The following is a 20,037-nucleotide window of genomic DNA, read 5'->3' as shown; positions in this document are numbered from 1 at the left end:
CGAGCAGGCCGTGGCTACGATTCCGGCCAGTCGCAAAGCGTATCGTCCCCAGGGAAAACATCGAGATGAGACCGAACGGCCGTCACACCGCCGGCGCCAGCCAGTTGCCCGCCCTCCGTGTGTGGGCGATCTGCCTGCTCCTGCTGTCAGCTGTTGCCATCAGCCCGACCACCGCCAGGGCGGCGCCGAGCCAGTCCGCAGCCGCGACCACGCATGTCTACCTCCTCCGCGGCGTGCTCAACATCTTCTCGCTCGGCCTCGACACGATCGGCTCCCGTCTCCAGGCGCAGGGCATCCAGGTGACCGTCGCGAACTTCGTGTCCTGGTCCTCGCTCGCTGATGAGGCCGCGGCCGACTACAGGGCCGGTCGCGTCAAGACCATTGTCCTGGTCGGCCATTCCTCCGGCGCGACCGCGCTGCCGGACATGATCGCCAAGCTCAACCAGCTCGGCGTGCCCGTGAAGCTGGCGATCGGCCTCGATTCCGTCTTCAAGACCAGGCTGTCGACCGGCGCCGAACGCTACATCAACATCTATATCGGCGACGGTCCCGGCGAGCCTGTGCGCGCTGCGACTGGTCTCCGCGGCAAGCTCGACAATGTCGACGTCCGCGGCACCGGCGTCGGCCACATCTCGATCGACAAGAACGAGGCGATCCAGCGCCGCGTCATCGGCGAGATCGACGCCGCCATCATGCGCTCGCGCGCCCCGGCAGGTCCGGTCGCCGAACCCGGCGCACCCAGGGCCCCGCGGCAGGCGCGCTCGGCGGCAGCAACGGCGCCGGCCAGGAACTGAGGGCGCGTCGTCGCGCCCCGCGGCACCGCGTGGTGCCGCCTAAGCGGCGGTCACGCGGACCGGCATGCTCTCCAGCCCACGCAGGGAATTGTTGAGCCTGCGTCTGGGCTCTGCCGTGAGCTCGATGGTCTTCACGCGCCTTGCGAGCTCGCCGAAGATCAATTCGCCTTCCAGACGCGCGATCATCTGGCCGACGCAGGCGTGAATGCCGGCGCCGAAGCCGACATGCCCGGTCGCGCTCCGTTCGACATCGAAGCGGTCGGATTTGTCCCACCGCGCCGGATCGCGATTGGCGGAGGCCATGAACAGCAGCACCTTGCGGTGCGCGGGGATCACGCCGTCGCCGATCTCGACGTCGCGCGAGGTGGTGCGAAAGAACGTCTGCACCGGTGAGTCGTAGCGTAACCCCTCCTCGAAGGCGTTGCGCGCCAGCTCCGGCTTGTGGTGCAGCTTGCGATATTCATCCGGATGCGTGGCGAGTGCCAGCAGGGTGTTGCCGATGCCGTTGACGGTGGTGTCGATCCCGGCGGTGAGGAACGGCCGCACCAGGTGCGTTGCTTCGTGCTCGGTGATCTCGCCGTCGTCGGCCGCCTGATAGATCATCATGCCGAGCCCGTCGGGCTGCAACGCGTCCCGGGCGCAGCATTCCATGATCCAGCTCTGTGCGGCGAGGCCCGCCTTGCGCGATGTGGCCAGCATTTCGTTCTCCGGGCCAAAGCTGTCGAACACGAAGGTGCTCCAGGCGAGCAGCTTCTCGCGGCCATCCGGCCGGATGCCGATCGCATCCGGAAACACTTTCATGGGATAGGCTTCCGCAAGATCGGCCACGGCATCGAAGGTGCCTTTGTCGATCAGCTCCGAGACCTTCCTCTCCGCTTCTAGCTGAAATGTCTCGCGCAGCTTCCTTGCGACGCCCGGAGACAGGGTGCGGCCGAGGACGCGGCGGCCCTTGTCATGATCGGGAGGATCGATCTGGAGTGTCAGCGGTTTCGGCAGCGCAGGATTCATCCCGTGAAGCCCGACACCCTCGCCGCTGATGAAGGTCTTCCAGTCCTTCAGCGCCGCCTCGACCCCGGCATAGCCCGCCATGGCCCACACGTCGTAACGCTCCAGCGCGAACGCAGGCCCGAGCGCGCGCAGCGCTTCACAGGCGGGATAGGGATCCATCAGGAAGTCAGGCGCGAACGGGTCGATCGGACTGGATGCAATGCCGCTCATGGTCAGCTCCCGGCCGTTATTGCGTGGTCAGCGGACACTTGCCTTCGCTCTCCGAGCGGAATGCGTCCTCGCCCTTGATCGTGGCGACGACCTTCAGCAGGTCCCAGGCCGAATTCGACTCCTCGGGCGCCTTGACCTGGAGCAAATAGAGCGGGTGGATCTTGCGTCCGTCCTTGCGGATGTAGCCCTTGCCGAACAGCGGATCGTCCGTCGGCATCTCCTTCATCGCGGTGACGACGGCCTTGCCGTCCTTGGCGCCGCCGACCTTGTCGACCGCCTTGAGGTAGTGAATGACCGAGGCATAGACGCCGGCCTGCATGTCGTTGGGATAAGCCTTCGAGGGGATGCGCTCGGCGAAGCGTTTGGCGAAAGCCCGCGTGCCGTCGTTCAGATCCCAGTAGAACGGGTTCATGATCTGCGCGCCCTGCGCAAACTTCAGTCCGAGTGAGGGAAGGCCGTTCATCCCCAGGATCAATCCGACCAGCTTGTGGTCCTTGGTCAGCCCGAACTCGGCGGCCTGCTTCATCGAGGTGATGGTATCGTCGCCGGCATTGGCGAAGCCGACGACGTTCGCGCCCGAAGCCTGGGCCTGGAGCAGGAAGGAGGCGTAGTCGGCCGTTCCCAGCGGATGCCGCACGCTGCCAAGCACCTCGCCGCCGGACGCTTTCACGGCCTCCGCGGCCTGCTTCTCCAGATCGTGACCGAACGCGTAGTCGGCGGTGATGAAGAACCACTTCTTGCCGCCCTGCTGCACGATCGCCTTGCCGAGGCCACGCCCGTAGGCATAGGTGTCGTAGGTCCAGTGCACGGTGTTGGGCGTGCATTTCTCGCCGGTGAGCAGCACCGTGCCGGCGCCCGATCCGACGAAGACCTTGTTCTTCTCGGCGCTCATGCCGGCGACAGCGAGCGCGATCGACGAGTTCGGGATGTCGAAGATCGCGTCGACGCCGTCATTCTCGTACCAGCGCCTGGCGATGCCGATCCCGATGTCGGTCTTGTTCTGGTGATCCGCCGCGACGACCTCGACAGGCTTGCCGGCGGCCTTGCCGCCATAATCCTCGACGGCCATTTTTGCGGCGACGACCGAGCCGATACCCTGATAGCTCGCGAACGGACCGGATTGGTCGTTCAGGATGCCGATCTTCACGGCATCCTGGGCAAAGCCCGGCGCGGCAACCATCATCAAAGCCAAAATGCACAATTTGTGCAGGAATTTGCTGTTCATTGTGTCCCTCCCATATGCGGTCTTGGTGCCGCTAAATAATAGTTATATTTTATAGCTATTTTTGAGAGTGTCAATTCGGCTGTGGCCGCCGCGGATTGAGGATCATGAGCTCGAAAACCGTAAGACCCGGGTTGAAGTCCGATCAGCAGCTGGAGAAATCGCTGGACCTGCGCGCGCTCCGGCGGACGCCCGGCTTCATGCTGCGCCTCGCGCAATTGAAGTTTTTCGAAGGCTTTTACGAGGAGTTCGCCGCGTTGGGCCTGACGCCGGCGACCTATGCGATCTTCGCCGTCATTCGTGACAATCCCGGCGTGCCGCCGAGCAGCCTCGCCAGCCTGCTTCGGCTGCGCCTGCCGAACCTGATCAAGATCCTGAACGAGCTCGAATCGTCCGGCTTCATCAAGCGCAACCGCTCGAAGGCGGATCGCCGCGCCGTCGAGTTGATGCTGACGCCGAAAGGCGCAAAGCTCATTGCCGAGGGGGCAAGGCTGACGGAGCCCTACAACGAAAAGATGCTGGCTCCGCTCAGCGCGGCCGAGCAGCGCACGCTGCTGGAATTGCTGAACCGGCTCCTGCCGCTCTAGGGTCGGGCTCTATCGCTTCCTGACCAGCTTCAGGGGACGACCGGTCTTCTGAATGCGGGGCTTGATCGCAGCGCTCTGTGCGTCGGGCGGGTTCAGGAAGCGGACGAGCATCGTTCTCAGATGCTCTACGCTCTGCTTGATATCCAGCTTGGGATTGCGGATCGGCATGGCGCGGGATCCGTCGACGAGGGCGATCAGGATGTTTGCCGTCGCGTCCGGATCTAACCCCGGATCCACCCGCCCCTGCTGCTGCGCCCGGCGCAGGAAGTCGCTCCACATGCGGCGGACCGCCGCGGTGTGGCGTTCGATGATCGCAGCGAATTCAGGATTGCGGGCGGCCTCCGCGAGACCATCCAGATTGAGGATCTGGGCGGGACGAAACCGCAGGCTGGTTTCCTCGATATCGACGAGCAGTGCCTCGATCACGTCGGCGGCCGCGAGAATCTTTTCAAACCGCTCGGCCGACCGCGCGAGACCGAGGTCGATCATCGCCTCGATGATCGCCTCCTTGCTCGCGAAGTAGTGATAGAGGTGGCCCGGACTGATGCCGGCTTCGGTGCAGATATCTGTCGTGCTGGCGCCGCGGAAGCCGTCCCTGATGAAGCAGCGGATTGCCGCGCCGAGGATTTCCCCGCGCTTCCGCTCATGCTTGACGGGGTCGACTTTCCTCAAACCGGACATCTCCATTCACATTCGCCCCGTTTAGCACGACGGTCCGCCACGAGAAAATCAAAATTAGAGAGTTCCATCTATTTATGTTGACGGATGTTGCGAGGCGTGAGAAGTGATTATTAGAGCGATCTCTCTAATAAGCTGCCGATGCGGGAATGGGACCATGCGCTTTCCACGGACGGCCCTGATGGGTGCCGCGCTTGCGCTCGGAGGGTGTGCGACCGCGCCGCTCGAACAGGCCGGCTCGCTCAGGAGCTACGACCGGATGTCGGAAGCGAACGGGCTGGTGACGCGATCGAAAATCCGCGTGAACAAGCAGGATGTGCTGGCGGCGAAGACGATCCGGATCGCATCGACCGTCTTTCCCGCGCGCACCGATGTCGTGTTGAACGAAAAGGAACGTCGGCTGGTTGCGAACGCCATCAGCCGCGAGCTGTGTCTCCGCTTGAGCGAGCGCTTCCGTATCGTCTTATCCGATGACGACGCCGATCTCACGGTGCAGGCGACGGTGACGCATGCCGCGCCGACCAGCCCGACCGCCTCCGGCGCATCGAAGGCCCTGTCGATTGCCAAGACCGTTGCGCTGCCCGGCGTGCCTGTACCGGTGCCGAGGCTTCCGGTCGGGCTCGGCAGCCTGTCGGTCGAGGCGGAAGCGCGCGATTTTGCAGGATTTCAGAAGGCGGCCATGGTCTGGGCGCGCGGCGCCAACTCGATTACGAACTCTCCGCGGGTCGCCAATGAGGGCGATGCCTACGATCTCGCCGCCGATTTCGGCACGGACTTCGCAAAACTGGTTACGACCGGAGAATCGCCGTTCGGCGGCATCCCCGCGCTGCCGCCGATGGACAGCATTCCCGTGCGGCTCGGCGGTGCGCCCAAATACGTCGCCTGTGAAGCGTTCGGACGGTTTCCCGGCATCACCGGCTTCGCGGGGCAGGGGCTCGGCCTGCCGCCGGCCTGGACCGATTCCGGCGCCAAGGAGAGCCCGGCCAACAATCCGGCCCCGCCGCCTGTGCCCGGAGCGAATTCAGAGCAGGCGCTGACACAGTGATGCGGCCGCGCGCCCCGCAACATCCGAGCCCGACATATTGGTAGCCGATCAGAGTTGATGACATGCTGACATCCGGAATAACTCGCCCTTCCCAACGCGCTTTGCGCCAAAGCGCAGCACGCGACGATGCGCGCGCGAACAGCGTTCCCCTGTTCACAGCCGATGAGGCGTGGAGCCGGACCAACGCAGATCGGCGTGCAGTCGACGAGAGGGATGACCAGGACTCGATGCTCGAGCCCGGCTTCTGGATGACGGCCCTGGTCGCGTTCCTGCCCACGGTCGCCGGCTGCCTCTATCTCGTCCTGACCCAGGGATGAGGCGCGCAGCGAGCGCGGCACCGGGGACAAGCGATGCATTCACGATATGAGTTGGCGTGCGGCCAGCGAAGGTCCGTCTTCGGCCGCCGCAGATCTCCGGCGGCCTTGTCCGCCGTCTTGACGCTGCTGCTGGCGGGATGCGCGTCGAGCGGGAATTTGCCTCCTGTCTATCATCCTCCGCGTCCGCCTGGTGCCAAGGCGGTGCAGGAGGGCGTCAGGAAGGCAGCCGCCGAAGTCAAGCTGACCGGGGGACTCGAGACATCCGCCGTCCGCCCTACGGACCACGGGCCGGGGGCGTATTTCGTCTGCCTGAGGCAGGGCGCTGGTTCGTCTGACAGACACCCCGCCTATTCGGTCTTTTTCGACGATGACGCTTACAAGGGAGTCCAGAGCTCGGTGATCCTTGATACCTGCGAAGCCCAGCCATGGGTTCCCTTCAATTGATGCCGGGGATGTAAGGGGCAGGATGAGAACCTCGACCGACGGGCGTCACGGGCCCGGTTCCGTGCCCCAAAATCCACCCAATCGGTGGTCACTAAGCCCGCGGAGGAGGCCTTTGCCTCCCATGGTGGGACTGCTGGACGGATGATCGATTTGAGGCGGCTAGTCGTGCTGGCAGCGGTTGCGCTGCTCGCCCTAGGCACCGGCATGGCCGCTGCCTCACCTGCGAAGCCGAAGCGCCCCGCGGTCGCGACCACTGCGCCGCCGCCTCCCGCTCCGCCGGTCGAGCCGCTGCCGCCGCCAAAGATCTACCTGTTCCGCGGCGCCATGGGGCCGATCTTCTCGACCGGCATGGACCGGCTCAGCGAAAAGCTGACGAAGGCCGGCTTCTCGGCCGACGTCTATGAATTCACCATCTGCCGATGGATCGGCGATCGTGTCATCTCCAGCTACAAGGAGAGCCCGGCGCCGATCGTGCTGATCGGCCACTCAATGGGCGGGCTGTGCTCGGTCGTGATCTCCGAGATGGCGGCCAAGGAGAACATCCGGATCAGCCTCGTCATCGCCATCGATTCCGCGCATGCGACCGGCGACGTGCCGCTCAATGTCGAGCGCTTCATCAACATCTTCCTCTCCGACAGCGTGCTCGGCGGCGGCGACGTCGTGGCCGTGCCCGGCTATCGGGGCCATTACGCGAGCTACGACCTCAAGGAGAACAGCCGCGTCTCGCACATCAACATCGAGAAGTCGGACGACATCCATCGCCAGATCATCGAGATGGTGACGCAGCTGCCACGCATCCCCGCGCAGAGCCAGGCCGATGCGGTGCCGCTGCGCTATCTCGTTCCGGCGAACACGCCGGTCGAATTGTGGGACAGCGGCGTGCGGGTGCCCGTGCGCACCGGCGACACCATGGAGAGCATCGCCGCCGCCCGCCGCGTGCCACTGTGGACGCTGGCGCAGAGCAACTCGCTGGCGGAGAACGCGACCCTCACCCCCGGCCAGTCCATCATCGTCCCGCGCCATCTGACGCCGCCGGAGCCTGTGGCCGCGATGGCGGCGCCGGCGCCGCCGCCGCAAGGGCGGAAGTAGTTGATCCACAACTCGTCATGGCCGGGACAAGCCCGGCCATGACGTCGAGTAGCGATTACACGTTCGTCCCGTGGATCGCGTCGATCACGGCGTCCGTGACTTCCTTCGTCGTCGCCTTGCCGCCGACATCGGGCGTCAGCACGCCGGCCGCGCAGACGCGCTCGACCGCCGACATCAGCCGTATTGCCGCGTCCTTCTCGCCGAGATGCTCCAGCATCTGGGCACCGGTCCAGAAGGTCGCGACCGGGTTGGCGATGCCCTTGCCGGTGATGTCGAACGCCGAGCCGTGGATCGGCTCGAACATCGAGGGGAAGCGGCGCTGCGGGTCGATGTTGCCGGTCGGCGCGACGCCGAGGCTGCCGGCGAGTGCGCCGGCAAGATCGGAGAGGATGTCGGCGTGGAGGTTGGTCGCAACGATCGTGTCGAGGCTCTTCGGATGCAGCGTCATGCGCACCGTCATGGCGTCGACCAGCATCTTGTCCCAGGTCACATCGGGGAATTCCGTCGCGACTTCGGCGGCGATCTCGTCCCACATCACCATGCCATGGCGCTGCGCGTTCGACTTGGTCACGACGGTCAGGAATTTGCGCGGCCGCGACTGCGCGAGCTGGAAGGCGTAGCGCATGATGCGGGTGACGCCGACGCGGGTGAACACCGCGACCTCGGTGCCGACCTCTTCCGGCAGGCCCTTGTGGGCACGGCCGCCCATGCCGGCATATTCGCCTTCCGAGTTCTCGCGCACGATCACCCAGTCGAGATCGCCGACGCCGACATTGCGCAGCGGCGAGGCGACGCCCGGCAGGATTTTTGTCGGCCGCACATTGGCGTATTGGTCAAAGCCCTGGCAGATCGGCAGCCGCAGGCCCCACAGCGTGATGTGATCGGGCACATCAGGCGCACCGACCGCGCCGAAATAGATCGCGTCGAATTTCTTCAGTTCGGCAAGGCCCTCGGCCGGCATCATCACGCCGTGCTTCTTGTAATAGTCCGAGCCCCAGTCGAACGTCTTGACGTTGAAGGCGAGGTCGCCGCTGCGTTTTGCCAGCGCCTCCAGCACGCGGAGGCCGGCCGAGATGACCTCGGGGCCGATGCCGTCGGCCGGAATTGCTGCGATCGAATGGGTGCGCATGAAGATGCTCCGTTTGAGATGTCAGTGGGATTGCGGGACGGGTTCGACGGGCGCGGTCTGCGCGCGCGACAATAGCAGGGTCAGGACCGCGGAGAGAACGAGCAGGCCGCTGACGAAATAGAGTCCGCCGACAAAACTGCCGCTCTGCTCCTTGATCCAGCCGATCATGGCGGGTCCGACGAAGCCGCCGAGATTGCCGATCGAGTTGATGGTGGCGATCCCTGCTGCGGCCGCGGGGCCGGACAGGAACAGCGTCGGCATGCTCCACAGCGGCGGCTTGGCCGAGGAGATGCCGATGTTCACCAGCGCCAGCGCGACCAGCACGGTGACCACGCCGGTCGCAAGGCCGGCAAAGGCGAGCCCCACGGCCGCGAGCAGGCAGGCGAGCACGACGTGCCAGGTGCGCTCGCCGGTGCGGTCCGAATGCCGCGCCCACAGCACCATGGCGACGACGGCGGCGGTTGCCGGCAGCGCATTGAGGAAGCCGACCTGGAGCGTGGACAGGCCGAACTGCTTGATGATCTGCGGCGCCCAGACGCCGAGCGTGTAGAGGCCTGCCGAGGTGCCGAAATAGATCAGCGACAGCGCCAGCACCCGCGGGTCCGCAAGCCCGCGCCAGATGCTGTGGCTCGCGGTCGCGGCTCTGCTGGTGGTCTCCACGTTCATGGTCTCGACCAGCCAGCGCCGCTCATCGTCGGCAAGCCATTTCGCCTTCTCGGGGCGATCGGTCAGGAAGCCCAGCACGACGAAGCCGAGCAGCACGGCCGGCACCGCCTCCAGCACGAACAGCCATTGCCAGCCCTTGAAGCCGAGATGGCCGTCCATCTCCAGCAGCGCGCCTGATATCGGCGAGCCCAGCACGGTCGAGAGTGGCGCGGCCGCCATGAACAGCGCGGTCACCGCGGCGCGCTGGCGCGCCGGGAACCAGTAGGAGAGATAGAGGATGATGCCGGGGAAGAAGCCGGCTTCGGCGACGCCGAGCAGGAAGCGCAGCACATAGAAGCTGGTCGGGCCCTGCACGAACGCCATCGCGGCCGACACGAGGCCCCAGGTGATCATCACCCGCGCGATCCAGATCCGCGCGCCGACCTTGTGCAGGATGATGTTGGAGGGCACCTCGAACAGGAAATAGCCCCAGAAGAAGATGCCGGCGCCGAAACCGTAGACGGTGGGCGACAGGCCGATGTCCTTGTTCATCGTTAGCGAGGCAAAGCCGATATTGACGCGGTCGATGAAGGCCACGAAGTACAGCAGCATGATGAAGGGAACGATGCGCCAAGTGATCTTGCGCAGCACGCGCGTCTGAATCTCGCTCGCCACCCTGGCCTCCTCGAGTTCCGGCTTGTTGTTGTATCGGCGGACCCTGAGGTCCACGCCGGCAACGAGCCTAGGCGGGGGAAGGAGGCATACTCAATTGGCGCTGGTTTATACAAAAAAATGATATAATCCTCGCCTGGCGAGACGAGAGGACCTTGGATGGAATTGCATCAGTTGCGATGCTTCGTGGCGGCGGCCGAGCAGCTGCATTTCGGCCATGCGGCGCAGCAGCTTCAGATGCTGCCCTCCGCGCTCGGCCGGCAGATCAGGCTGTTGGAGGAAGATCTGGGAACGCGGCTGTTCGCGCGGACCACGCGCGCGGTGTCGCTGACGGAAGACGGTTCGACGCTGCTGCGCGATGCCCGCGCCATCCTCGCCAAGGTCGAGGCGGTCGAGAATAATCTGCGCAACCGCTCGCGTGCCGGCGCCGCGCGGCGGCTGCGGGTCGGCGCCATCGACAGCGCGGCGGCGGGATTGCTGCCGCCGCTCTTGCGCGATTTCCGCGACAAGCATCCTGAGATCGCGGTGCAGCTGCTCGAAGACAAGACCGTCCGGCTGCTGCCGAAGATTTTGACCGGCGCGCTGGATCTCGCCTTCGTCCGCCCGCCCGACAGTGCGGACAAGCGGCTCGAATTCCGCGATCTGCTCCAGGAGACCGCGATCGTGGCGTTTCCGCAGCGGCATGCGTTGGCCGAGCGCAAGTCGATCACGCTGGCGCAGATCGCCGACGAGGCGATGCTGGTGCCGGACCGCCGCTCGCGGCCGCACAGCCACGACCTCACGATCAAGCTGTTCGAGCAGGCCGGGCTGACGCCGCGCATCGTGCAGGTCGCCGACGAGAAGCAGACCATCATCCATCTGGTGGCAACGAAGCTCGGCGTTGCGATCGTGCCGCGCTGGACCACCCGGATGGCGGTGACGGGCGTGCGCTTCGTGCCGCTGCGGCCGAAGCAGAGCGGCCCCATTGGCCGGCTGCCGCTTGCCGCCGCGTGGCTGCGCGGTTCGCGCGACCCGGCCCGCGATGCCATGCTGGCGGTGCTGGAGGCGCGCCTGCGCAGCTATGCGCGGGAGGCGTGAGCGGCTATGACATTGGCCTGGCGAGAAGGTGGGACGCGATGACTGGACAGAAAGCTTCGAACGAATTGCGGGTTGCCATCGCAGGCCTGGGCTCGATCGGCACCAAGATCGCGTCGGCGCTCGATCAGGGTATCGAGGGCTTGACCCTGTCGGCCGTCGCGGTGCGCAATCCCGCAAAGCATCAGGCCTTTATCGGCGGTTTGCGCCGTCCGCCGCAAATCGTGCCGATCGAGCAGCTCGGCGAAGTCGCCGACATCGTGGTCGAATGCGCGCCGAGCAGCCAGTTGCGCGCGATCGTCGAACCCGCGGTGAAACGCGGCAAGGCCGCGGTCGTCGTCAGCGTCGGCGGGCTGCTCGACAATTTCGATCTCGTCGATCTCGCCCGCGCCAATGGTGGCCGCATCATCGTGCCGACCGGGGCGTTGATCGGGCTGGACGCCGTCAACGCCGCCGCAATCGGCACCATCAACTCGGTGAAGATGGTGACGCGCAAGCCGATCGACGGCTTGAAGGGCGCGCCCTTCATCGTCGAGAACAACATCGATATCGACAATCTGCGCGAGCCGCTCAAACTGTTCGAGGGCACCGCGCGCGAGGCCGCAAAGGGCTTTCCGGCCAATCTCAACGTCGCGGTCGCGCTGTCGCTCGCGGGCGTCGGGCCCGACCGCACCTCGGTGCAGATCTGGGCCGATCCGACCGTGACGCGCAACGTTCACCGCATCGAGGTCGAAGCGGATTCGGCGCGCTTCTCGATGTCGATCGAGAACATCCCGTCGGAGAATCCCAAGACGGGCCTGATCACGGCGCTCTCCGTGATCGCGCTGCTACGCAAGCAGCGCGCCACGCTTTGTGTCGGGACGTAACCTCTACGCGCCCGTGACGCGCCAGATCACGTTGCCGACGTCGTCGGCCATCAGCAGCGACTTCTTGTCGGGGCCGATCACGACGCCAACCGGGCGGCCGTAGGATTCCTTCTCGTCCGGGGACAGGAAGCCCGACAGGATGTCGCGACCGGGGCCGGAAGGCTTGCCGTTCTCGAACGGGATGAACACCAGTTTGTAGCCGGACAGCGTGCTGCGATTCCACGAGCCGTGCTGGCCGATCACCATGCCGTCCGGAAAGCCCGGCAGCGTGCCGGCGGGCATCCAGCATAGGCCGAGCGAAGCGGTGTGGCCGCCGAGCGCATAGTCCGGTTGAAGCGCCTTGGCGACCATCGCGGGATCCTGCGGCACGCGATCGTCGACCGTCTTGCCCCAGTAGCAATAGGGCCAGCCGTAGAAGCCGCCGTCGCGCACCGAGGTGAGATAGTCCGGCGGCGTCTCGTCGCCGAGCCCGTCGCGCTCGTTGACGACGGTCCAGAGCACGTTCGTATTGGGCTCCCACGCGAGTCCAACCGGGTTGCGCAGTCCCGCACCAAAAATGCGATGCGTGCCGGCGGCGAGATCGAGCTCATAGACCGCGGCGCGGCCTTCCTCGACCTCCATGCCCATCTCGGCGATGTTGCTGAGCGAGCCGACGCCGGCATAGAGCTTCTTGCCGTCGGGGCTTGCGAGCAGGCTGCGCGTCCAGTGGCCGCTCGGCTTGAACGTCGTGAGCCGCTTGCCCGGCGCGGTGATGCGGTCGGCATTGGCGACATAGGGGAAGGCCATCACGCCGTCGGTGTTGCCGACATAGAATGTGCTGCCGACCAGCGCCATGCCGAAGGGCTGGCTGAGGTTCTCCATGAAGGCGCCGCGCACTTCGGCGACGCCGTCGCCGTCCTTGTCGCGCAGCAGCGTGATGCGGTTGGCGCTGACGCCGAGCGCTGCGGCGCGCCGCATCGTCGCCTGCATCGCATAGTGAAACACCGACCTCGGCGCGCCCGCAATCTGCGTCGCCTCCGCGATCAGCACGTCGCCATTCGGCAGCACCTCGATCCAGCGCGGATGGTCGAGCCCGGCCGCGAATGCATTGACCTTGAGCCCGGGGGCGACCGTCGGCTTCTGGCCCTCGCTCCAGCCCCTGGCCGTCGGCATCTTCAAGGTCGGCAGCGCCCCCTGTGGCTTCGCTTCGGGAATCGCCGGCGCCTGGCCCCAGGCCGGCGCGGGCGCGGTGCCCGACAGCCGCCGCCATTGCAGCGCGGCACCGCCGATCAGCGCGACGAACTGCGCGAAGATGCTGGAAAAGGTCATGGAAATCCCCTGTTGAACGTACGGCACAGTCCAACGACGGATCGCCCAAAGCCCCGCGCGGGCTCAGACCTTATCGTCGACCTCTCCAGATCCACGATGGGATGTCGTCGTGCCTTTTTGCGCGCGCATCCAACTGGGTAGCGGCAAAAAGGTCAACCGTTACGGAACTCGATCAGCGCCTATTCCCGAGGAATGGCAGCCGACCAAATTTGCATGGAGAGCAAAATCTGCGGCGGATGTGCCGGTCCAGCCGCCGGCGCGAGCCTCTGCTCCTACGCTAGGCACGCCCAAAGAACGTTGCTGACTGATTTTCCGTGCCATTGCCCGCCGCGCGCCGTCACGACATCTCCAGGCATGCAACTGTTTAACCATCCGTTAACCATAGCTATTCATGATACTGCCCGTGTATATGTGTTCGCGACGAGCTTGAACTGCATGGCGCAGCGTGGTTCCAGAGCGCCAGTTGGAGGGGATGAGGGCATCTTGAGCTTTCCCTCACCGCTGGCACCAGACAAGGGAGCAACAGCTCTCGATCTGGTATATCAAGCGGCCGATGTCTTCCGCGATATGGAGAAGCACGCCCGCGAGACCGAAGCCCGTGCCCAATCACTTTGCACGAGCGCCATAGAAAGATTGCGGCTGGCCGAAGGGCGAGCGGAGGCCGCCGAGCGGGCACAGCGTGAACTCACCGTAGCCACCCAAACTAAGCTGCAAGATGCTTGCCGAGCGCTGGAGCAAGCCCAGTGCTGCATTGAAGCTCAAAAGGATAAGTTGACGGCCGTAGAGCTTCGCGCCGAAGTTGCGGAGGCCGAAGCGCGACAAGCCAAGGAAGCGCTCGCGCTTGTTGAAGAGGCCATTCGCAAGCGTCTGCTTTGCGCAAATCCGCATGCCGATGGCAGGTTGGCAGCGGTAGCCTGATCAACTGCGACTGCAATGGCTCACTGGGGCTACCGCGCGGACCGGCGCGGCACGGGCGAACTACCCCTGCTGCAAGCCTGGCGGTAGCCACCTCCTTTAGCATTTGAAATCGGCTGGGATTGGGTTCGATCCAAATAGGGGCTGGTGCAGCCTGAGAGGCTCATTTTACTTGCGGGACAAGACGCCGCGTGACCCGCGCGCCAATCCAAATGACAGAGCCAAACGATAACGAACTATTAACCATGTTGGGCTATCTGGAGAATTGGGCATTCGGGGCGCGTGTGCTGGCTTGCGGGCCAGCCGGTAGCGTAGGCGTGGACCCATGGCCTTTGACCCGGAAGAACTCGTCACCCTGACAGATCACGGCTCGATGAAACTGCGCGCGGCAGTATCGCGCGCGATGACGTTGCCACCCAAGGAACGCAAGCGGACGACAATCGTCCGCGAGGGTGAACCGGCGATCCTGCATTTCGAGCAGATCAAAAACCTTGCGGCGCGGTGGAACGCACGGCTCGCGCCAATCGACTGACTAGTTTCGCTGTGCTGGTGTCAATCGAGCCCCGAGCCCCCAAAGAGGCGGCCCGTGCACGGCCTCGTCGACCCTCGGTAAGCATGAGTTTGATGCCGGTCGCCGCATGCGGATTACCGTTCGTTGCGACCTGCGTCCGCGAGCGCTGCCGAGATCTCTCGCAATGAGCGCCGACCGCCCTTTAGCGGCACCCGCGCGACGCTTGGCTTCCGCTGCCCCGTTAAGATTTCATTAACCCTACGAGAGCAAGTCTTTTGGCTGGGGCCGGGCGGATCATTCGCAAGGAAAATCCCATGCCAAATCTGGAAGAGGCAATTCGCGAGCGCGCCTACCACCTCTGGGTCGCCGATGGGCAACCCGACGGAAAGGCGGAAGTCCATTGGAAGCATGCTCAATACGAAATTCTCGAGGCGTCAGTCGCAAACCCTGCTGTGGCTGACATCGCAGTGACAAAACCCGCCAGAAGGGTGCGATCCCCGAAAAAGCAAAACTCGCGCTGACTAGTCCAGCGCGAGGCCGTGTGCCGTTTGCAATTCGGTCGGCTGGCTGCCGGTTGTCGTTAGAAAGACGTCCAACGATGCGGGAATTGGCAGCCTCGCTAACCCAAATTTCTTCGAGAGGAACAGACAACAACACCTAGACTATTCGTCGGGTCGGCAGTTCAATTGGCATTGGTTGATCGAGTTGGTTTCTCGCACCATCCAGCGCCGAGAGCGACGAGCGCCGACGTGACCAGAGCCGATGGCAACCAGTGTCCGACGGGACCAGCGTCCATAAGGCCAGCGTCAAAGAGGCCAGGGTCCAGAAGGCCAGCGTAGAGCGAGCATCAACCCTGCAAGCAGCCCGCCAAGTCTGCTCGCAGCCCAACTTGGCAAGACACGGCAAGGCCTTTGCCAGCGAAGAGCCTTTGAGGCTTTTGGGACCATCGGTTACTCCGATGGTCCCTTTTCATTGTGGTGCCATTGGCGCGAGACATCGGGCAGCTGTTGCTTCCGCGTTCACCATGCAATCGAGCGAGGAACGCTATTTGATCGTCGCGCGCACAGTGATTACCGACGTGCCAGAAGCTGTCGGTCCCTGACCCGTCGCTTTGATGGCAAAGGTATCGCTACCCTTGTATTTGGCCTTCGCCTTGTATTCGAACGTAGACAGGTTGAGCCTTTTTAGCTTGCCGTGTGACGGCTTTTGAGAGATGTCCGAGCCACTCACCGTGCCGCGTATCTTGATTGGAAGTTGGCAACTTCCTCCGGACGTGAGGTCAATGTCGGCCGTCGAGTTCTCGCCCCAATCCGCTAGTGTGCCAGAGATTGAGCATTCAGAAACGGCCGCCGCCCGAGATACAGACAGCAGGCTTGGACAGCTAGCGATGAGCGCCAACGCGGCGACCTTTGACAACTGCATAATAGGCTTCTCCGTAGCGTTGTCAGTTTACGGACATCACTCCTCTGGCACCCCGGCTAGGGCTAGGCGCATGCCCTCGCAGACCCGCTCTCGTCCTGCGAGATATTTCGTATCGTCGCTTGCTTGGCTGACAAGCAAGCGACTGATGGTAAAGCTTGGATCGAGCGCAAGTCCGACACTAGCGGTAACGTCGTGCAGAGAAAGCGGAACGCAGCGACCGCGCCTTCAGGACGCTTCACCGCGGCGACAGGAACGGAATGATCATCGGCACGCGGCGGCAATAGGCGCCGTAGGCATCTTCGCCGAGCTCCTTGGACAGAAACACCTCTTCCATCCGGCCCTTTTGCCACATGCCGAGCGAGATCAGGATGGCGCCGAGGATCGTCGTTACGAGGCCGATCGCGATGCCGGTGACGAGCATGCCTGCAATCAGTCCCGTGTAGATCGGGTGACGCACGATGCCGTAGGGGCCAGTGTCGATAACGCGGTGGTCTTCCTTGTGGGTGATGGTGTTGGACCAGAATTTTCCGAGATGCAGCCGGCCCCACCAGGCGAAGGCGATGCCGGCGGCCGAGAGGACCGCGGCGATGTAGATGCCGGTGTTGCCGAGCACCCAGAGCGGCTTCCAGCCCAGGACCTGTGCAACCCACGGCGTGTACAGGATTCCGCCGACCAGGATCGGCAGGCGATAGCGCTGCGACTCCAGCGTCATGACCTGCTTCTGGGTGCGGCCCTGCCAGAACGAGGCGCCGACCCAGCTGGCGAGAAAGGCGAGCCAGATCAAGGCCAGGAGTTCGGTCGGCCAGGTCGTGGTCCAGCCACCCCAGGCCACGGAGAGAAGCTTGCTGAAATCGAAGGACATGAAGGTTCTTTGCGTTTGGGCGGAGGCCTTAGCTCGCGCGCGAGGACAGCGCGTGATGCTCGATGGCGCCGGAGGGCCGCTGGCCGTTGCGGGCGAGCAGATGGGTGATGGTTTCGCGCAAGACCGGTTCGATCGGGCGCGGCGCGTAGCCGAGCTCGGTGCGCGCCTTGCCGATCGAGAGGTCGCTCGCGGCAAGCGCGATGCGCACGCCCTCGGCGGTGCCGTTGGGCGGCCGGCGCGTGATGCGATCCGAGATGGATTCGAGCATGATCGCGGAGAGCTCGGCGATCTTGCCGGGCACGACGACCGGGAACTGCCGGCGGCCGCTCATCGCCGACATCATCCGCAGGATGTTGCCGAGCGGGACGCAGTCGCCGCCGAGGATGTAGCGCTGGCCGATGCGGCCGCGCTCCATGGTCAGCACAAGGCCCATCGCGACGTCGCGGACATCGACGAGATTGACCAGGAAGTTGAGATGCGGCTGCACCTTCTTCTGGAGGAAGTACCACAGCATTGCGGTCGGCGGCGTCAGGTTGTGGTCGGCGGCGCCGATCGGCATGGTCGGCGTGCCGATCACGAGCGGAAAGCCCGCGGCCGCCGCCTTCGCGGCGTGGTGCTCGGCGAGCGACTTCGACCGCGTATAGGCGCCGGGCATCGCATCGGCCGGCTGCAGCGCCTCTTCGGCGGCCACGCCGTTGAGGTCGGAATAGGGGAACAGGATCGATTCCGTCGAGCAGTGCAGGAAGCGCGACACGCCGCGCTTCATCGCCGCGGCAAGCACGATTTCGGTGCCGCGGCAATTGACGTCGTGGAAGTCCTGCTTGTTGGCGACCCACATGCCGGGCAGGCCGGCGAGGTGATAGACCTGATCGACACCGGCGATCGCCGCGTCCACCGCGGTACCGTCCAGCACCGAGCCGTGGATGTGTTCAACGTCTGCGTTCGCCGCGGCCGGCGCACGGACATCGAGAACGCGTACCCGCTGCCCACGGGCGCGGAGCGCTTCTACGAGATGATGTCCGATGAAGCCGCTGCCACCGGTAACCAGTACGAGAGCCATGCAGAAGGTTTACTGTTTCGCTTCTAGAGCTATCGGGTTGAAAGGGAATTGGTCGGAACAGGCGCCAAAATCGCGGCAAGGTCGCGACGGAAGCCCAGTGCAATGAATAATTTCGCCATGACAAACATCGGTCCAAGCAGGAAATGCGCGGGGTGGTCGACCATCGACGGCTGCCGTTCCTCGAAAACCCTGTGGCCCACGATCTGCGCTGCGACGCCAGATCCGATCAGCAGCGCAAAAATCGACCACATCATGACGATCGAGGCCTGATTGCCGATTGCGGTTGCGACCGAAAGCAGCACGGTCATCGCGGCAAGGATGCCGAGTCCGATCCCGGCGTCCAGCATCAGCCAGTAAACCAGCACCGGCAGGGCCGCAACCACGGCCAGGCTCACCTCGATCCCGAAGATGGGAAAACGCACGAGGGTGAGCGGCAGCACGGCGCCGGTGAAGAGCAGGAGGATTCCGACCACGTGCATCGCGCAGTTCCAGGGATCGCGATGATATTCGACGTAATCGGCCAGTTGGCGTTGAAAATAACCAGCCATCTCGGTCTCGTGCAGCATGGGGTCGGGGAAGGGCGAGAACAGGCTATAGCACCTGATAGGGCAGTGCACAAACCGGCTCGCGTGTCGCGCAAAGCATGCCTGTTGCGCTTTCGACAGGCCGCAAAACGGTCGGAACTTCAAAGAGTTCCGTCAGGGGAGGTGATCTCGTTCAGCGCTTCTTGGCGGGCTTTTTCGCCGCAGGCCCAGGCGCCGCAGCTGGATGCGCAGGCGCCTCCTCCGGCACCTTGGCATAGGTCAGGATTTGCAACTGACCGTTGACCGCCGAGGTCGGCTTGGCCCGGTCGAGAAACTGCTCCTCGCCGAGGCCGATCGGATGCAGCCGCTTGGTCGAGATCTTGAACGTGTTCACCAGGACGTCACGGATCGCATCGGCGCGTCGCTGGCTCAGGATCGCATTGGCCTCGCGCGTTTTCGCATTGGATTCGACATGGCCGACGATCAGGAACGTGTACGGCAGCAGCGAGGAGTTAACCAGCGCGTCCGCGATGCGGCCGACGGTCTGATAGGACGCCGGCTGGATGATCGGCGTGTCGGCGTCGAACTGGATCTGCGCGTTGAAGGCGGGCAGGTTGGCGAGATCAGGCGCGATCAGCGGCCGGTTCACCGGACCCGGATCGTTCTTGATCCTGGCCTTGGCGCGCTCCATCACCTGTTGCTTCAGCGCGGGAAGGTCGACTTCGGCGGCCTGTTCGAAATGGTTCAGCTTGGCGACGATGTCGTCACGGGTCGGCGCCGCCGTCTGCGCGCTTGCTGCGCCCGCGAGCAGGGCCAGGACCACGACCAGCGTGATGGCGATTCCGTTCGCGCGCATCACCGATACCCCGCGTCGTCGACGGCCTTCAGGCAGTTGTTGCTGATGCCCTTGGGCGTCGAGACCAGGCAGGGGATCGACTTGCTGGTCTCCTTGGTCGAGCCGCCGCAGACCTTGACGATCTCGCGCTGGCAGGCGTTCGCCACCGTGACGCGCGCGGCGACGCGCTTCTGGATGGCATCGAAGGCGCCGAGATAGTCGCTCTGGCATTGCTGCGAGAGCACGTCGCGGTTGCGGGACAGGCACTCTTTCAGCCGGGTCGAGTCCGGGTTGACGCCGCGGCAATTGGCGACGATTTCCGCGCCGCAGCTCTTGGCCAGGAGCCCGATCGAATCGCCAAAGCTCATGGTCTCCGCCGCCGCTAGCGACGGCATAACCAATGCCAGCAAGATCAGTGTGATGGAGCCCCGGACCATGGGCGCATCTGATACGGGGAAGTTCGCGATGGTCAAGGGCTGTTCGGGCGAGAACCGTCGAACGTCCGGCCAGTGCGGCGAACAGTCCTCACTCGGCCTCAGGGAGGGGCGGCCATTCGATCAGGGCGACCGTGTGTTTCCTGAGGTCGTCGGCCACAGCAGGGTCGGCCTTGAGCTCGTCCAGCGTCCTCGGTGGGGGAAGCTGGCGGCCGTCCGCGCTCAGCTCCTGCGCATAAAATGCGAGCGCCTCGGGCGCACTCTCCAGGGCCTCGTCGACGTCGTCGCCGCCGGAAATGCAGCCCGGCAGGTCGGGAAACCACAAGCTGACGGCGTCGTCCGGGCCTGTGTCCTCGATGATGGCGACGTACTGAGGCATACCAGGC

The 20,037-nt window shown here is 64.5% G+C and carries 23 protein-coding genes; 10 read left to right on the top strand and 13 right to left on the bottom strand.

Annotation, left to right across the window (positions count from 1 at the left end):
* The first annotated feature begins 65 nt into the window (after positions 1-65).
* Positions 66-794 carry a hypothetical protein gene (locus ABIA90_RS20930; protein WP_354119537.1) on the top strand — a complete coding sequence of 243 codons (729 nt, stop codon included), beginning with the start codon at positions 66-68 and terminating at the stop codon, positions 792-794.
* Between the two features lie 39 nt (positions 795-833).
* Here the strand turns inward: ABIA90_RS20930 and ABIA90_RS20925 are convergent, their stop codons facing one another.
* Both ABIA90_RS20925 and ABIA90_RS20920 read right to left on the bottom strand, forming a co-directional pair.
* On the bottom strand, positions 834-2,012 hold the full coding sequence (locus ABIA90_RS20925) for a cytochrome P450 (RefSeq protein WP_354119538.1): 1,179 nt from the start codon (positions 2,010-2,012) through the stop codon (positions 834-836).
* Positions 2,013-2,028: 16 nt separating this feature from the next.
* A complete protein-coding gene (locus tag ABIA90_RS20920) occupies positions 2,029-3,237 on the bottom strand; it encodes an ABC transporter substrate-binding protein (protein ID WP_354119539.1) in 1,209 nt (402 codons plus the stop codon).
* A 104-nt stretch (positions 3,238-3,341) separates the two neighbouring features.
* On the opposite strand from ABIA90_RS20920, the gene ABIA90_RS20915 reads away from it, so the two are divergent.
* Positions 3,342-3,821 (top strand): MarR family winged helix-turn-helix transcriptional regulator, encoded by a 480-nt coding sequence (locus tag ABIA90_RS20915; RefSeq protein ID WP_354119540.1) that lies wholly within the window; start codon positions 3,342-3,344, stop codon positions 3,819-3,821.
* Positions 3,822-3,830: 9 nt separating this feature from the next.
* Here the strand turns inward: ABIA90_RS20915 and ABIA90_RS20910 are convergent, their stop codons facing one another.
* Complete coding sequence (locus tag ABIA90_RS20910; protein ID WP_502916642.1) at positions 3,831-4,508, bottom strand: TetR/AcrR family transcriptional regulator; 678 nt, start codon at positions 4,506-4,508, stop codon at positions 3,831-3,833.
* A gap of 172 nt (positions 4,509-4,680) precedes the next feature.
* Here ABIA90_RS20910 and ABIA90_RS20905 point away from each other — a divergent pair, with 172 nt between their 5' ends.
* From ABIA90_RS20905 to ABIA90_RS20895, 3 genes are all read left to right on the top strand, one after another.
* A complete protein-coding gene (locus tag ABIA90_RS20905) occupies positions 4,681-5,544 on the top strand; it encodes a DUF3313 domain-containing protein (RefSeq protein ID WP_354119563.1) in 864 nt (287 codons plus the stop codon).
* Positions 5,545-5,606: 62 nt separating this feature from the next.
* Complete coding sequence (locus ABIA90_RS20900) at positions 5,607-5,861, top strand: hypothetical protein (RefSeq protein ID WP_166343696.1); 255 nt, start codon at positions 5,607-5,609, stop codon at positions 5,859-5,861.
* Between the two features lie 585 nt (positions 5,862-6,446).
* The gene (locus ABIA90_RS20895; protein WP_354119541.1) at positions 6,447-7,394 is read left to right on the top strand and encodes a LysM peptidoglycan-binding domain-containing protein; all 948 of its coding nucleotides are present in this window, start codon (positions 6,447-6,449) and stop codon (positions 7,392-7,394) included.
* A gap of 55 nt (positions 7,395-7,449) precedes the next feature.
* Here ABIA90_RS20895 and ABIA90_RS20890 read toward each other — a convergent pair whose 3' ends face one another.
* Positions 7,450-8,523, bottom strand: coding sequence for a tartrate dehydrogenase (locus tag ABIA90_RS20890; RefSeq protein WP_354119542.1), 1,074 nt, complete (start codon positions 8,521-8,523; stop codon positions 7,450-7,452).
* 21 nt (positions 8,524-8,544) lie between these two features.
* Entirely contained in the window at positions 8,545-9,843 is a 1,299-nt protein-coding gene (locus tag ABIA90_RS20885) for an MFS transporter (RefSeq protein ID WP_354119543.1), read from the bottom strand.
* A gap of 156 nt (positions 9,844-9,999) precedes the next feature.
* Between ABIA90_RS20885 and ABIA90_RS20880 the strand changes: the two genes are divergently transcribed.
* The gene (locus tag ABIA90_RS20880) at positions 10,000-10,917 is read left to right on the top strand and encodes a LysR family transcriptional regulator (RefSeq protein WP_259256448.1); all 918 of its coding nucleotides are present in this window, start codon (positions 10,000-10,002) and stop codon (positions 10,915-10,917) included.
* A gap of 38 nt (positions 10,918-10,955) precedes the next feature.
* Positions 10,956-11,780, top strand: coding sequence for an aspartate dehydrogenase (locus tag ABIA90_RS20875; RefSeq protein ID WP_208088164.1), 825 nt, complete (start codon positions 10,956-10,958; stop codon positions 11,778-11,780).
* 3 nt (positions 11,781-11,783) lie between these two features.
* Here the strand turns inward: ABIA90_RS20875 and ABIA90_RS20870 are convergent, their stop codons facing one another.
* The gene (locus ABIA90_RS20870; protein WP_354119544.1) at positions 11,784-13,088 is read right to left on the bottom strand and encodes a PQQ-dependent sugar dehydrogenase; all 1,305 of its coding nucleotides are present in this window, start codon (positions 13,086-13,088) and stop codon (positions 11,784-11,786) included.
* Between the two features lie 354 nt (positions 13,089-13,442).
* Here ABIA90_RS20870 and ABIA90_RS20865 point away from each other — a divergent pair, with 354 nt between their 5' ends.
* The 3 genes from ABIA90_RS20865 (at position 13,443) to ABIA90_RS20855 (ending at position 15,035) form a co-directional block, all read left to right on the top strand.
* Positions 13,443-14,006: a hypothetical protein gene (locus ABIA90_RS20865; protein ID WP_245328559.1), complete on the top strand. Its 564-nt coding sequence runs from the start codon at positions 13,443-13,445 to the stop codon at positions 14,004-14,006.
* Positions 14,007-14,328: 322 nt separating this feature from the next.
* On the top strand, positions 14,329-14,535 hold the full coding sequence (locus tag ABIA90_RS20860; RefSeq protein WP_166343682.1) for a hypothetical protein: 207 nt from the start codon (positions 14,329-14,331) through the stop codon (positions 14,533-14,535).
* 293 nt (positions 14,536-14,828) lie between these two features.
* Positions 14,829-15,035, top strand: a complete 207-nt coding sequence (locus ABIA90_RS20855; protein WP_354121995.1) for a DUF2934 domain-containing protein — start codon at positions 14,829-14,831, stop codon at positions 15,033-15,035.
* Between the two features lie 523 nt (positions 15,036-15,558).
* Here the strand turns inward: ABIA90_RS20855 and ABIA90_RS20850 are convergent.
* The 7 genes from ABIA90_RS20850 to ABIA90_RS20820 all read right to left on the bottom strand — a co-directional run bounded on the left by ABIA90_RS20850 (position 15,559) and on the right by ABIA90_RS20820 (position 20,030).
* Complete coding sequence (locus tag ABIA90_RS20850; protein ID WP_354121996.1) at positions 15,559-15,936, bottom strand: hypothetical protein; 378 nt, start codon at positions 15,934-15,936, stop codon at positions 15,559-15,561.
* A 235-nt stretch (positions 15,937-16,171) separates the two neighbouring features.
* Entirely contained in the window at positions 16,172-16,798 is a 627-nt protein-coding gene (locus ABIA90_RS20845; RefSeq protein ID WP_063981571.1) for a methyltransferase family protein, read from the bottom strand.
* Positions 16,799-16,826: 28 nt separating this feature from the next.
* Entirely contained in the window at positions 16,827-17,858 is a 1,032-nt protein-coding gene (locus tag ABIA90_RS20840; protein ID WP_085399500.1) for an NAD-dependent epimerase/dehydratase family protein, read from the bottom strand.
* A 29-nt stretch (positions 17,859-17,887) separates the two neighbouring features.
* A complete protein-coding gene (locus ABIA90_RS20835) occupies positions 17,888-18,424 on the bottom strand; it encodes an Mpo1 family 2-hydroxy fatty acid dioxygenase (RefSeq protein WP_354121997.1) in 537 nt (178 codons plus the stop codon).
* Between the two features lie 151 nt (positions 18,425-18,575).
* The gene (locus ABIA90_RS20830) at positions 18,576-19,238 is read right to left on the bottom strand and encodes an OmpA family protein (RefSeq protein WP_354121998.1); all 663 of its coding nucleotides are present in this window, start codon (positions 19,236-19,238) and stop codon (positions 18,576-18,578) included.
* Positions 19,238-19,654, bottom strand: coding sequence for a hypothetical protein (locus tag ABIA90_RS20825; protein WP_166101797.1), 417 nt, complete (start codon positions 19,652-19,654; stop codon positions 19,238-19,240). The genes ABIA90_RS20830 and ABIA90_RS20825 overlap by 1 nt, the downstream gene beginning before the upstream one ends.
* An 88-nt stretch (positions 19,655-19,742) precedes the next feature.
* Positions 19,743-20,030: a type II toxin-antitoxin system HicB family antitoxin gene (locus tag ABIA90_RS20820; RefSeq protein ID WP_354121999.1), complete on the bottom strand. Its 288-nt coding sequence runs from the start codon at positions 20,028-20,030 to the stop codon at positions 19,743-19,745.
* Between the last annotated feature and the right edge of the window lie 7 nt (positions 20,031-20,037).

Source organism: Bradyrhizobium sp. LA6.8 (genome assembly GCF_040547935.1).
GTDB lineage: Bacteria > Pseudomonadota > Alphaproteobacteria > Rhizobiales > Xanthobacteraceae > Bradyrhizobium > Bradyrhizobium barranii.
The sequence above is the reverse complement of the archived record's forward strand: the minus strand, read 5'-3'. Positions and strand labels throughout refer to the sequence as shown.

Bases quoted from the DNA above. Each gene is read 5' to 3' on its own strand.
- ABIA90_RS20930 (WP_354119537.1), top strand. From the start codon at position 66: ATGAGACCGAACGGCCGTCACACCGCCGGCGCCAGCCAGTTGCCCGCC.
- ABIA90_RS20925 (WP_354119538.1), bottom strand. From the start codon at position 2,012: ATGAGCGGCATTGCATCCAGTCCGATCGACCCGTTCGCGCCTGACTTC.
- ABIA90_RS20920 (WP_354119539.1), bottom strand. From the start codon at position 3,237: ATGAACAGCAAATTCCTGCACAAATTGTGCATTTTGGCTTTGATGATG.
- ABIA90_RS20915 (WP_354119540.1), top strand. From the start codon at position 3,342: ATGAGCTCGAAAACCGTAAGACCCGGGTTGAAGTCCGATCAGCAGCTG.
- ABIA90_RS20910 (WP_502916642.1), bottom strand. From the start codon at position 4,508: ATGGAGATGTCCGGTTTGAGGAAAGTCGACCCCGTCAAGCATGAGCGG.
- ABIA90_RS20905 (WP_354119563.1), top strand. From the start codon at position 4,681: ATGGGTGCCGCGCTTGCGCTCGGAGGGTGTGCGACCGCGCCGCTCGAA.
- ABIA90_RS20900 (WP_166343696.1), top strand. From the start codon at position 5,607: ATGCTGACATCCGGAATAACTCGCCCTTCCCAACGCGCTTTGCGCCAA.
- ABIA90_RS20895 (WP_354119541.1), top strand. From the start codon at position 6,447: ATGATCGATTTGAGGCGGCTAGTCGTGCTGGCAGCGGTTGCGCTGCTC.
- ABIA90_RS20890 (WP_354119542.1), bottom strand. From the start codon at position 8,523: ATGCGCACCCATTCGATCGCAGCAATTCCGGCCGACGGCATCGGCCCC.
- ABIA90_RS20880 (WP_259256448.1), top strand. From the start codon at position 10,000: ATGGAATTGCATCAGTTGCGATGCTTCGTGGCGGCGGCCGAGCAGCTG.
- ABIA90_RS20875 (WP_208088164.1), top strand. From the start codon at position 10,956: ATGACTGGACAGAAAGCTTCGAACGAATTGCGGGTTGCCATCGCAGGC.
- ABIA90_RS20870 (WP_354119544.1), bottom strand. From the start codon at position 13,088: ATGACCTTTTCCAGCATCTTCGCGCAGTTCGTCGCGCTGATCGGCGGT.
- ABIA90_RS20865 (WP_245328559.1), top strand. From the start codon at position 13,443: ATGCAACTGTTTAACCATCCGTTAACCATAGCTATTCATGATACTGCC.
- ABIA90_RS20860 (WP_166343682.1), top strand. From the start codon at position 14,329: ATGGCCTTTGACCCGGAAGAACTCGTCACCCTGACAGATCACGGCTCG.
- ABIA90_RS20855 (WP_354121995.1), top strand. From the start codon at position 14,829: ATGCCAAATCTGGAAGAGGCAATTCGCGAGCGCGCCTACCACCTCTGG.
- ABIA90_RS20850 (WP_354121996.1), bottom strand. From the start codon at position 15,936: ATGCAGTTGTCAAAGGTCGCCGCGTTGGCGCTCATCGCTAGCTGTCCA.
- ABIA90_RS20845 (WP_063981571.1), bottom strand. From the start codon at position 16,798: ATGTCCTTCGATTTCAGCAAGCTTCTCTCCGTGGCCTGGGGTGGCTGG.
- ABIA90_RS20840 (WP_085399500.1), bottom strand. From the start codon at position 17,858: ATGGCTCTCGTACTGGTTACCGGTGGCAGCGGCTTCATCGGACATCAT.
- ABIA90_RS20835 (WP_354121997.1), bottom strand. From the start codon at position 18,424: ATGCTGCACGAGACCGAGATGGCTGGTTATTTTCAACGCCAACTGGCC.
- ABIA90_RS20830 (WP_354121998.1), bottom strand. From the start codon at position 19,238: ATGCGCGCGAACGGAATCGCCATCACGCTGGTCGTGGTCCTGGCCCTG.
- ABIA90_RS20825 (WP_166101797.1), bottom strand. From the start codon at position 19,654: ATGGTCCGGGGCTCCATCACACTGATCTTGCTGGCATTGGTTATGCCG.
- ABIA90_RS20820 (WP_354121999.1), bottom strand. From the start codon at position 20,030: ATGCCTCAGTACGTCGCCATCATCGAGGACACAGGCCCGGACGACGCC.